At 44.2% G+C, this 12354-nt stretch carries 12 protein-coding genes and 1 riboswitch; all 12 genes read right to left on the bottom strand.

Going from position 1 to position 12354, the window contains the following annotated elements; all coding sequences use genetic code 11:
* Positions 1–37: 37 nt before the first annotated feature.
* On the bottom strand, positions 38–1171 hold the full coding sequence (locus tag BM095_RS01685) for a DnaD domain-containing protein (RefSeq protein WP_091656523.1): 1134 nt from the start codon (positions 1169–1171) through the stop codon (positions 38–40).
* A gap of 1080 nt (positions 1172–2251) precedes the next feature.
* Positions 2252–2827: a cob(I)yrinic acid a,c-diamide adenosyltransferase gene (locus BM095_RS01680; RefSeq protein WP_091656520.1), complete on the bottom strand. Its 576-nt coding sequence runs from the start codon at positions 2825–2827 to the stop codon at positions 2252–2254.
* Complete coding sequence (locus tag BM095_RS01675) at positions 2802–3275, bottom strand: bifunctional adenosylcobinamide kinase/adenosylcobinamide-phosphate guanylyltransferase (protein WP_177194649.1); 474 nt, start codon at positions 3273–3275, stop codon at positions 2802–2804. Before BM095_RS01675 ends, BM095_RS01680 begins: the two co-directional genes overlap by 26 nt.
* A complete protein-coding gene (locus BM095_RS01670) occupies positions 3227–3835 on the bottom strand; it encodes a histidine phosphatase family protein (RefSeq protein WP_177194648.1) in 609 nt (202 codons plus the stop codon). The genes BM095_RS01675 and BM095_RS01670 overlap by 49 nt, the downstream gene beginning before the upstream one ends.
* Positions 3793–4596, bottom strand: coding sequence for an adenosylcobinamide-GDP ribazoletransferase (locus tag BM095_RS01665; protein WP_091656510.1), 804 nt, complete (start codon positions 4594–4596; stop codon positions 3793–3795). The genes BM095_RS01670 and BM095_RS01665 overlap by 43 nt, the downstream gene beginning before the upstream one ends.
* Complete coding sequence (locus tag BM095_RS01660) at positions 4593–6098, bottom strand: cobyric acid synthase (RefSeq protein ID WP_091656508.1); 1506 nt, start codon at positions 6096–6098, stop codon at positions 4593–4595. The genes BM095_RS01665 and BM095_RS01660 overlap by 4 nt, the downstream gene beginning before the upstream one ends.
* On the bottom strand, positions 6064–6666 hold the full coding sequence (locus BM095_RS01655) for a bifunctional adenosylcobinamide kinase/adenosylcobinamide-phosphate guanylyltransferase (protein WP_177194647.1): 603 nt from the start codon (positions 6664–6666) through the stop codon (positions 6064–6066). Before BM095_RS01655 ends, BM095_RS01660 begins: the two co-directional genes overlap by 35 nt.
* Positions 6639–7613: an adenosylcobinamide-phosphate synthase CbiB gene (gene cbiB / locus BM095_RS01650; RefSeq protein WP_091656502.1), complete on the bottom strand. Its 975-nt coding sequence runs from the start codon at positions 7611–7613 to the stop codon at positions 6639–6641. The genes BM095_RS01655 and cbiB overlap by 28 nt, the downstream gene beginning before the upstream one ends.
* A gap of 14 nt (positions 7614–7627) precedes the next feature.
* Positions 7628–9094 (bottom strand): heme ABC transporter ATP-binding protein, encoded by a 1467-nt coding sequence (locus BM095_RS01645; protein WP_091656500.1) that lies wholly within the window; start codon positions 9092–9094, stop codon positions 7628–7630.
* A 16-nt stretch (positions 9095–9110) separates the two neighbouring features.
* Entirely contained in the window at positions 9111–10154 is a 1044-nt protein-coding gene (locus BM095_RS01640) for a FecCD family ABC transporter permease (RefSeq protein ID WP_091656497.1), read from the bottom strand.
* A complete protein-coding gene (locus BM095_RS01635; protein WP_091656495.1) occupies positions 10135–11127 on the bottom strand; it encodes an ABC transporter substrate-binding protein in 993 nt (330 codons plus the stop codon). Before BM095_RS01635 ends, BM095_RS01640 begins: the two co-directional genes overlap by 20 nt.
* Positions 11128–11305: 178 nt before the next feature.
* Positions 11306–11505: riboswitch (cobalamin riboswitch) on the bottom strand.
* A 55-nt stretch (positions 11506–11560) separates the two neighbouring features.
* Entirely contained in the window at positions 11561–12292 is a 732-nt protein-coding gene (locus BM095_RS01630) for a class I SAM-dependent methyltransferase (RefSeq protein ID WP_091656492.1), read from the bottom strand.
* Between the last annotated feature and the right edge of the window lie 62 nt (positions 12293–12354).

Below are 12354 nucleotides of genomic sequence, written 5' to 3'. Positions count from 1 at the left end.
GGTGTTATTTCACCATACGTCTTCCTCTCCACATCCCTCACACATAAACCGACGAAGCACGTTCTCCTCGCAAAAAACTTCTTGCATGTTGTGCGAAAATAGCGTCCCAATTTCTTTCATTTTTCTTCCCTCCCTGGGTATTGGTGTGATGGAATGTGTCTGTCTGCCGAACCGTCGTGCAGCCACTTTTTCGCCAATTTTCAAGAATTCCTGTCACATAGCGCCAATGACGTTTCCCGCGACGAACCGCAATATTCATCGCATGCAAAAGCATCGATTCTGGTTCAGTGAAACTTGTTTCGTTTTGCCACTTGGTGATTTCTTTGGCGATGTAAGTCGACATTTTTCCAAACCCGCGTTCGACATACAGATCCATCGGACTGCTTGTCTTTTTCTGGTCGCTGCCTGTATTAGACTCATTACCTGATATATGCTTAACGCCTTTAAGGCTTTTAAAGCTTTTAGGTTTTTTAGGTTTTAAGATTTTATGTTTTTTAAGATCTTTAAAGCCTTTAAGATCTTTAGTGCTTATATTATTATTTATACTCATACCTGGAAAAGACTGTTCTGCAGCGTTTCCTGCAAACTCTTCTGCAACATTTGCAGTGTCATATCCCCATGGCTGTTCGACACGTTCTTCTGCAATACTTGCCACATCGTTTTCTGCAGACTTCTCTGCAATCATTGCAGAGCCATACCCCCATTGTTCTTCTGGGCATTCTTCTGTACGATTTCCAGCATAGTACTCTGCATCATTCTCCGCATTTATTGCGGTGTAATCTCCCCATGGTTGCGTGTGTTCATCTGCAATAGTTGCACTATCGTACCCCCATTGCTCTTCTGCAGACTTTCCTGCATGTATTGCAGTTTTTCTGTTTTCGTGTTCTGGTTGGGTCTCCTTGTTGTCCGTTACTAAAGAAAGAATCGTGTATTTGCCCTCCGAGTATTTGATAAATCCTCTTTTCATGAGCTTGCGACGTGCATAATAAAAGGTTCGTTCGCTTCCTCCTGTTCGCAACGTGAGACTCTTTACAGACATAGGGAACGATTGAGGAAACCCTGCTTTCTCATATGCATCCATCAGAGCATACCAAAGAGCCACAGCAGGACTGTTAAGGGGTTCTCTCTCTTGCCTCTCATAAAAGGCAGTTCTTTCTTGTTGAATATTCATGTTACAAACCTCCGATAAAATTTTGTAAGATGGGACCTAAACAAATGTAGGGGAAAACTGAAATAGGAAGGAATGTTCATTTCTGTTACGGTGGAGAATACTGGAACATCCAGGAAGGATATCAAGTGGAAATGAGTGGGAGAATGTTGTTGGTTTTCTATGTGGATTTGGTTACGTCCTCCACTCCATTCTCTCGATCTTATGTACTACTTTTTACATAAATTTGCTTTCATCTTACAATCTAATGTTAAAAAACTCAATCTTTTTACCTAAAATTAAAAAAGTTATTACTATTAGTAATATTCGTTGTGAAAAAAGAGGAAAATGAGAAAAGAATGTCGAATTATTTTCAGTTCGCTGCTTCTATTTTATATGAGATTCATCTGTCAAAGAGGTTCCTATTGAAAACAAGCAAAAACTGCCATGCTCCCTTCTTATCTAGGAGCATAGCAGTTTTTTAGATTCCGTTATAACGCTTTTAAGTAAAGACTGTTTTCTAAAAGATTGTTGTTTTAGAAAAGAAGATTATTGATAAGCGATAGGCGGCGTCTCCTGCGGGAACAGCACGAGCTGAAAATCAACCGAAACGAGCCCGATGAGTTTCGGGGAGTTGAAGCCGTGCCCGCGGAAAGTGTCCGCCGATAACGAATCTCTTTCTTCCTCCAAAGCAACAAAGTTTGCGAAGATAGCCTAAGTAAAAGAAGCTGATAATCCAATGAACAAAAAGATGGCCAGTAATACGGCTGAGAACAAAGTAACCACAAGGAAACGTCTGATGTAATCCACTCACTTTCGCCGCCTCTCTTTGCAATCCACTAGCCAGCTTATGCGTTCATTTTCGGTTCCATGCTTATGGTTTTTTGGTTCTGTAAAATTTGCTGGGGTTATTAAACATTTTGCTCTACGGGTTGACTGACTCTACAGGCTCGCTTGCCGCGGGCAACGCTTCAACTTCCTCGGCAGCGCACCGCTGCCTGCGGGATTTTCAGCTGTTGCTTTTCCCGCAGGCGTCTCACCTGTTCGCCATCAACCTTATTTAAGAAATGGTAGAATTTAATCCTATTCACCCCAACATTTGTTTTAGAACCGTTTTTTTGGAGAGCGAAATACGATGGCGCTTCGTTCGTATTCCACATCCTTCACTTGCTGACGGGCATTCGCCACTCTCGCTACCGCAAAGAAATAATCAGACAATCGGTTCAAATATTTAAATACGTGTTGATTGATTTCTTCTTCTTGCATGAGGGCTGCACAGACGCGTTCTGCACGTCGGGCTATCGTTCGGCATACATGCAGCTCTGCCGCAACCGTCGCTCCTCCAGGTAAGATGAATCGTTCCAATTCGGGAGCTTCTTCGATGTACTCATCCATTCGTTCTTCGAGAAACGTGATCATCGATTCCTTCACTTTGTATGTTGGATCTTTTCTGATCGTTGCTAAATCGCTGCCACAATCAAATAATTCATGTTGAATGTTAATGAGCTCCGGTTTAATGTCAGGAAATGTTTCATCCTCCATCAAGGAAACGGCCCGCCCTACAAATGCATTGAGTTCATCACACGTTCCATAGGCTTCCACGCGAATGTTATCTTTCGAGCGACGCCCTCCGATTAAGCTTGTTTTTCCTGTATCACCTGTTTTTGTATACAATCTCATCTTTATTTCCTCCCTCATATGTTGATGAAATACCGAACCAAATAAAATGAATGAATGTCGCCTCGTTCGTCAGCTTTTGATACAAGCGTCCTGTTTCGTCCCTCCAGTTTCTCATTTCTCTCTCTGTCGGAACAATTCCTTTGCTTATGTCAGAACCGATGAGGATTAATTCACGCTCCTCTTCTTGTTGTTCCCAATCCAGCCAAGGTGTGAGGTAATTTTCAATAAATGCATCTGCTTCTGTCTGTTGCTTGAGAAAACTGCGAAGTCCCTGTTCTACTCCTTCTATTACGACGAACTTTGAATCATCTTCTACTTTGGCAGGCAGCTTTTTAATATCCTGTTTATAACAGGAGAACCATAAATGCTCTTTTTGCAATTGGTCTGAAAATGCCTGGCTTACCCATTTCTTTTTTCCGTTATACGCACCTCCTGTAACGAATTGCACGTCCAGTCCCCCTTTCTTCGTGTAAATGTGCCTATCCAACCACCGCCAAAAGGTATGTTCCATAATGTCTGTTCTGGCACTATGCCAGGTGCATACAAATGACACCACTCTCGAATCCAGCCGCTATGAGTGACAACGGCCATGATACGGGAAGATTGTTGTTTCATCATGTCCCACCCTTTACTGACCCGCATTCGAAATTCATCAAACGATTCTCCTTCGGGGGGACCGCTCTCCGTCCAATGGTTCAGCCATTGACAATACGACCGATTGTTTTTTAATTCTTCATAGGTTTTCCCTTCAAATACCCCGAAATGAAACTCCCTTAAATAGCGGGATTCTACGATATCTACTGCGGGAAAATATAACGCAGCCGTCTGCCTTGCGCGGAGAAGGTCGCTCGAAAACACAGCATCCGGTTGATACGGCGTCGTATATTGCAGCAATCGTTCTTTCTCTTCTTCAAGCAATTCGGGATCTGACCAACCTGTATATTTCTTACTTTTATTTGGAGCTGTTATCCCATGCCGAATGAATAATACAGTACGCTGCTCATCCATAATACCGTTTCCATCCCTTCCGTCGTTGCCCCTGCCATGTCTCCATTCACTCCTCCAAAAATACGTGTATATATCGTTCGAAGGCATACGTACGTCACAGCACTTATAAGAAAAAGATATAGAGCGAAAGCATAAAATTCTCGTATCACCATAAGAGTCCCGAATAGGATGCCTACACTAATCAATAACACATAGATGGCGTCTCTTCTATACGTATGTTTTTGAAACCAGGCAGCCAAGCCTTCCGATTTCGCGAGTGGAGCGGCTATAATTAAATAACTCATCCACGTCCGCGAGACGACAGGTATGAAAAGGAGTAAAAAGAAGAGGGCCTCAGGTACGGCTTCTACCACATACATCATTCCGAGAAAACGTCCGCTTAACAGTAGGAAAGTGGACCACACCGCCGTCGAACCAACATGGCTGTCTTTCATGATCTCCAATTTCTTCTCCCGGCTGCGCCACGATCCGACCGCATCACTCACATCCATCCACCCATCCAAATGCAGTCCGCCGTATAAAAGCAAAGAAATAACAAAAATAATAAATGCTGTTATGTAAGCCGGCAGAGTAGACCAATGAGTGATCCCAAAGGAAAGGATCACAACCACCGTTCCCATAAGGAGGCCGCATACCGGGAAAAAGTATACAGACTTTCTCGTCGTTTGCCCGTCCCAGTTCACATGACGTGTTGGTAAAATGGTGAGAAAAGACAGCGCTAAATAGAAACCATATACGTAAGATTGGACGATTCTCATCATGATAATCCCTTCTCTATCATCTTCATGATGTGTGACATATCCACGTGCTTCTCAAACGCGTCCGCCAGTTTGTCTAAATTTTCATCTTTCCTTGCTTGAAACGCGGTGGAATCTTTTACAGGCAGATCTTTTTCTGTTCGCACTTTATTTAACCAGCTCGTTCTCCATTCGTCATTATGTAACAGGTGATGAATATGGGTGCCTATTAGGCGGTAATCTTTTGACTTGATTCCCTCGGGCTTGCCTTCTGTGTCATATACTAGCGGAAGCCACGTATCATCGTATGTTGCTTCTGTGATTCCATGATGGATTTCAAATCCGGATAACGATACATGCTGATCAGCTGCCAACTTGCCATATCCTGACCATTGGCTTGTCGTTTTTTCCTTATGAAAAGTGGTCATGACCGGAAGAAGACCAGCGCCTTCCATGACTACTCCCGGTTCCCCGGTATCGATACCCCACCGGTCTGTTAGCGTGCTGCCAAGCATTTGATAACCACCGCAAATCCCAATGACATGCCCGCCTTCGTTCGCATACTCCTTTATTTTATGAAGCAAACCATTCCTCTTTATCGACTGATAGGCATGAATCGTACTTTTCGTTCCGGGTAGAAGTACGACATCAGGGTGACCGAACTGGTCGGAGCGGTGTACTACTCGCAAGTTGATATCGTCTTCCGCTGTGAGAGGATCCATATCCGTATAATTCGAGACATAAGGAAGGGCGATGACAGCCACATCTATGACCCTCTCCTTTCCTTCTTGTCGTCGCTCCATCCCTGCAAAAGAGAGCGAATCTTCTTCCTCCATCGGAATATCGAGAGTTGGCATCACCCCAGTGACAGGAATGCCCGTTTTTTCATGCAGCCATGTTTCCCCGCTTTCAAATAAAGAAGGATCTCCACGGAATTTGTTGATGATTAGTCCTTTCACCCGTTTTTGATGGTGTAGCGGAAGGAGGTTTAAAGTCCCTGTAATACTGGCGAACACCCCTCCTCTTTCAATATCCGAAGTAAGAACTGCCGGCACGTTTGCGATCTCTGCGGTGGCAAGATTAGCCAAATCCTTATCCATTAAAATAATTTCTGCCGGACTTCCTGCTCCTTCCATTACAATGACATCGTAGTCTTTTTGTAAGTGCTCTAGTGATGTCTTCACAGCTTCTTTCGCTTTGTTATAGAAGTTCTGCCGATAGTCACTGGCTTCAGGCGAGCCAACAGATTGTCCCAAAATAAGTACTTCGGATGTCCGTTCTTTTTGCGGCTTTAATAAAACGGGGTTCATATATACAGTTGGAGTGGTACGTGCCGCCAACGCCTGCAATCCTTGTGACCTGCCAATTTCATGTCCTGACATCGTAACGTACGAATTGTTAGACATATTCTGACCTTTAAAAGGTGCTACTTTCCATCCTCGATTAGAAAGGGCTCGGCACAACCCTGTTACAATATAGCTTTTTCCAGAATTAGAGGACGTCCCCCATACGATGAGCCCTTTCACTTACTACCTCTCCTTTTTTTATGATTGGTAAGCCATGTTCCATACTGATTGCTGCGTTCGCTTGTGAGACAACATACTGGTGCAAGGCCCCTAATGTTTTTATATAATGTTTCGTCAACCTTTCCTGAGGAACTGGTTCATGAAACACGTCATTACTAATAATGATGACGTGTGAAGAAGCATCTCTCAGGTAGTCTATTGTTTTTATTATCTGATCGAACACATGATGCATTTGGTGTTCGACATTCTCCGTGAACATTTCATTGCTGAGCCAAGTCGTTAAGCAGTCGAGAAAAACAGTATCTTGCTTGTTCAAATGCTTGACGCACTCACTAAGATTTCGCTGCCTCTCGAGCGTCACCCATCCTTCTTGTTTTCGCTCACGGTCGTTTTGATGCTTAATAATACGTTTCTCCATCTCCGTGTCTGTTCGTTGCGCTGTTGCGATGTATACGAGTCGTCCCTTTTCCTTTCTCATGTCAGCAGCGAGGGTTTCCCCGACGGCATTTTTTCCGCTTCTTACACCGCCGCACACGAAAATTAACTTAGCACGCTCTGAGTAAGCCATGTTACCCCTCCAAACATCCATAAAAAGACGATAAAATGTACCAGGGTTACCCGCCAAACAAGTAAACCATCCTGCAAACAGGGAATATCAAGCTTCCGTTCTCCTCTTCCAAAGAAAGGTCGATCTATCATTTCCCCTCTATACTTGGTCGGCCCTCCTAAGCGCACATTCAAAATACCAGCCATTGCCGCTTCCCCGTATCCGGCGTTCGGACTTTCATGGAGCTTTGCATGTTCCCAAGTCACCTTGAAAGCTTGCAGCCATTTTGTCTGGTTCACATACCAGACAGCTGTCGTCATACATAGCGCCGTTATCCGAGAAGGGATAAGATTCAACACATCATCTATCCGCGCGGCCCCCCAGCCATATTGTTCATAGCGGGACGTCCGATAACCGATCATTGCGTCAGACGTGTTCATAAACCTGTAAAAAACCGCTAATGGCGCTCCTCCAATCAAGGCATATAACATCGGTGCAGTCACACTGTCGGATATGTTTTCCCCAATGCTTTCCAAAGAAGCCCGTACCATTTCTTCTTCTGATAGCTGAGTCGTATCCCGGGATACGATCATTGCAGTCTCCTGCCGAGCAGCCTTGATTTGTCTGTTTTCAAGGTGTTCATAAATATTCTCGATATGGCTTATCATGCTTTTTCCGCCGATACATCCCCAGAGAATACAGGCTTCCAGTAATACTCCTATAGCAAGGTGAACATGATATGCCACTGCCATGAAGAGAAATACAATCATAGCTATCGCTAATCCTGGTATGAGAGTGGCAATCAGTCCTTTCCATTTCCGGGCACGCCCTTTATTAAAAAGACGTTCGAATGTCGAGATCATGTTCCCCATCAGAACGACGGGATGATATTTCGTACGAGGATCTCCAAACAGTAAGTCCAGCAAATAAGCCAGTGTTAATGCAGTAACATGAGCTATAACCATCATGACTCATAATTCTCCTATTTACGACATATGTAATTATCAAGGGTTTGACAGACAGCATCGTAGACTGCTTTCGCGGTTTTTTTTCCTAAAACAGAGATCGTACCGCCGTAATCATACTTGCTTCCTTGTTGTGATGCTGCAATGAGGACACTATCTGTCGACGTTCCCGTTGCTGTCGTCTCTGTATCGGGATCTTTGATATTCTTATCGAATAGCGCTTTTACTTTCGCTTCCGTAGCTGTCATCATCAGTTGCGCGTATGCAGCTTCCGTTAATGTCCCGTGTATAAAAATCCAAATATTTATCGTTCCGACAGAGACCGGACTTGAACTTTTTTTGTACGCTCTCGATGCATCGACCGCGTTCGCCACACCAGCGGTAGCATAAACGAAAACATCGCCTTCTGCATCTGTCAGCCTCGCCGCTGCCCCGTCTTCGAGTCTCGCAGCTGTCATCATTCCTGCTGTGTCAGCAACATCCAGTTGTTGCGTCTGTAAGTAATGAGAGAATTCTTCTTCCGGATGTTCCGCATAATAGCTTTTATCGACGTGACGATTAATAAATAGACGGTGCCATCCAAACCCAGCCCCAATTACGGCTGAAGACAATGTTTTCCAGTAATCGGGAGACGAAATGAGAGTATGATCCTTATTCTCATGAATAGATAATTGATCAATGGCATCAGACGTAAAAGAATGATCGTTCTCTGAAGGGACCAATGAAATCAAAGGGCTTGGAACCGATGGATGTTCTCTTCGATACAGTTGCGTATGATACACATCTTCCAGCTTCTCTTTTTCCATGACGTACGCTGGTTTATCGATGGCTTGCTCGGTTCCGTCTTTTAATAGTAAAACGCGGTCGCTGTACATCGCTGCCATATTTAAATCATGTAAAACAGCTACAACTGTCAGTTTCTTGTCCAATGTCCATTTTTTCAACGTGTCTAATAAACTGATTTGAAAGGAAATGTCCAAATGATTGGTAGGTTCATCAAGCAGTAATATGTCTGCTTCTTGTGCCAGCGCTCTCGCAAGAAGGACACGTTGTTTTTCGCCTCCACTTAACATGTCCATCGGTAAGTGAGCAAAAGCTTCCACACCCGTGTCTTTCATTGCGTGTTGCACCATATCCTCATCATTTTTCGTATTGGTCGAAAACCACCCTTTTTGATGAGGATATCGCCCTAATTCCACCACTTCCCGAACTGTGAATGAAAAAGCCGTCTCTGTGTGCTGCGGGAGAACTGCTATTTTTCGGGCTAATTCCTTTTGAGAATAGGAGGAAAGAGAACGTTGGTCAATGTTCACTTCTCCCGTCATAGGCTCTAATGCACCGTATATGAATTTTAATAATGTAGATTTGCCGCTTCCATTAGGACCAACGATACTAAAAATCTCTCCTGCGTTCACATGAAAGCTAATATCTTTCACAATCGGTTCTTTTCCATATCCTCCTGAAATGCGCTGAATGTGAATCAAACTCTTCCCCTCCTTTCTATGTAACTTTTATCCGTCTGCGCCGCTCATGGAATAAAAGCAGCCCGAATACCGGAGCTCCCACGATAGCTGTTATCACTCCAATCGGAAGTTCTGTTGGTGCGATGAGCGTGCGAGCCGTTACGTCTGTGATTACGAGAAACCCTGCTCCAAAAATGGCTGAGAGCGGCACTAGAGATTGATGATCCGGTCCGAACAACAATCTCATTAGATGAGGAACCACGAGCCCGACGAAACCGATTGTTCCCGAAACTGCAACAGCAGACCCTGTTAAAAGGGAAGCTCCTGCCAAAATCATGACTCGTTTCCGCTCTGTATTCACTCCTAATGTTTTTGCGGTGTCCTCTCCGAATACGAGAGCATTTAATTCTTTTCGGCTTGCCATTAACAACAGAGCTCCGACGATAAAGAAGGGAAGCATGAGCCACACATAGTCCCAGCCCCGCATCGCTACACTTCCCATCAACCAAGAAATGATCTGCCGTAACTCTTCTCCTGTCAAAGCGATAAGGAGGGATATAACCGAGCCTAAAAAAGAGCTAATGATGATCCCTGCCAAAATGATAGTTTCTGTTGTTAGCTTTCTCTCGATAAATCGTACGAATCCCAATAGTACAAACAACGTCAGAAAGCCGGTAATAATGCTGACAACCGGTAAAGTAAAATCTCCAATGACGGGAAGAGTCCAACCTAGAAACAAAACGAGCACTGCTCCTAAAGCGGCACCTGAGGAAACTCCCAATGTGTAAGGATCAGCCAGCGGGTTTCGAAGCAATCCTTGGAAAGCAGCCCCCGCCATCGCTAAAGCTGCTCCTACCAAGGCAGCAAGCATCGCCCGCGGCAGTCTTATTTGTAACACAATGGTCTGGTATGTTTCGTCTATGTGTGTAGGAATGCCCCATATTGCATTCCACAATATTTGTGCACTTGCCCCCATAGGGATGGAGACACTGCCTAGGGACACTCCAACGATTATCGTTCCTAGTAAAAAAAGGAAGCCTGCTGTAAAAATAAGAAACTTTTTACTCTTCTTCAAAAACATCTGGATACACCGAAGCTGCTAACTCTTCTAATCCATCTACTAAACGAGGTCCAGGCCGGCTTACTATATCGTTATTGATGTCATAGACATTGTTATTTTTTACAGCAGGAATGCTTTCCCAGCCAGAGCGTTCAGCAATCATCTCACCGGCCCCATCTACGGACTCGCCATATGTAGTAATAATGATCTCAGGCTGCAACGAAACAACCTCTTCTTCACTAAATGGAACCCATCCTTCTTCTGTTTCTGCCACATTCTCTGCATGGATGATTTCTAACATTTCATGCATAAACGTACCTTTTCCTGTCGTATACAGATCAGGTGCTGGCTGTATTTCCACCCATACTTTTTTTCGTACTTCTTCCGGTATGTTTTCTGCCGTATCTTTGATTTCTGCCACACCAGCTTCCATATCATTTACGAGTTGTGTTGCAGCATCTTCTTCTCCTACCGCTTCCCCAATTAATTCAATCGAATCATATGTTTCCTCAAAAGATTCTGCGCTGTTAACGATGAACACATCTATTCCTGCGTCTTCCAATTGACTAAATGCTTCATTCGAGCCTCCAGGAGAAGATGACTCCCTGGCCAGTACGAGATCTGGCTGTAACGATAAAACAGTCTCCATATCGAAATCAAGACCGCCCACGGAAGTTTTTTCTGCCGCCTCTTCTGGATAATTGTCGAAATCCGTCACTCCTACGATTTCTTCTTCTAGGCCTAACGCAAAAGCGATCTCCGTGTTGCTTGGCACCACACTTACAATTCGGTCGGGCTTTTCTTCAATCGTTATTTCATTTCCCGCGGCATCTGTCACTTCCAACGGAAAGGCGTTTTCCTCCTGCTGACCTTCTTCCTGTTGTTGCTCCGTTTGATTCGCCTGCTCTTCAGAAGATGGCTCTTCCTCCACTCCTCCACAAGCGGAGATGATAAATAAACTCACTCCTGCCACTATACTTGTCATTTTTTTCATGATGATTTCTCCTTTCTGACCTTCAGTGCCTGCTCCTCGTTCTAGGTATAGAACTCCTCCTTGTAGTCCGGAAAAATAAAAAAGCTCTCCCTTCACAAAGGAGAGCAGGATTAACTATTTTGATAGGGACACACTTCGCCATACAAACAGATAATCCGGCTATACCCCTCCTCGAAGGCTCGCACCGTGCTAGAAGGCAGGTCTCCTGACTTACGCTTATGTTGTTCGCCTTCCCGTCTATGCGACAGTGGCATTTGAACAACAGTAAAATTCATCAACGAATTTTCGCGAATACAGTGGCGGGACCGTGCCGGATTCACACCGGCTTCCCTTTTAACATGCATAATTCCTTGCATGACCTTCTGCAAATTGTATTTTTCTCTTCTACATTTTATATCATACTTCTATTAAAAAAGAAATAGATGCACTTCTTTTAAACTTCTTTTTGGCAAATAAAAATTTGACGCGGAGAGTGCTCCCGGTGGAAAGGACTCGCGTTATAATTACCAAACAGATGACGAACGTACAGATGATTTCGTTCCAACATCTGAATGAGCGTGTCTTGTGTATATAACTTCACTCGCTCCACGTACTCTCTTTTTGAATCGTTTTCTTCCAACGTTATATGTTTATACACGTAGTCATCTTTTATTTGCCTTTCCTGGACAATGGTTAAGCCATTCTTTTCGGTCACATCTTTCGGAACAAGGTTTTGCTTGACGTAATCCGGATTCAAGTAGTCAAACAGAAACCAGCCGTTGTGTTTTAATCCTTCCGATGCCCGGGTGAATACTAGTTCATTTTCCGAATCTGATGAGAAATAACCGAAGCTCGTAAATAAGTTAAATGCCGCTTCATATTCTTGCAATAAAGGAACATCACGAATATCGGCCCGCATGTATTGGACAGGCAGTCCTGCTGTCAATTCAATAGCTTTTTTTAATAGAGCCGGCGACAAATCTACCCCTGTCACATGCAGTCCTCTTCTCGCGAGCCAGCGGGCGTGACGGCCGTTCCCGCAGCATAGATCCACAGCTTTCATGCCTGGCTCGAGCGGCATATATTTCATAATCTCCGTTAGTTCGTTGGCTGCTTTTTCCTCATCCCGATGATCATACACCCGTAAATAATCATCTTGAAAGTGTTCCTCAAACCATGCCTTCATCCAATCTCCCCCTCCGAATACCAATCGTCTCTCTTTCTATGAGACTGTGACAAAGAGCGTAA

This window comes from Alteribacillus iranensis (genome assembly GCF_900113025.1).
GTDB lineage: Bacteria > Bacillota > Bacilli > Bacillales > Marinococcaceae > Alteribacillus_A > Alteribacillus_A iranensis.
This window is presented reverse-complemented; position numbering and strand designations above follow the sequence as displayed.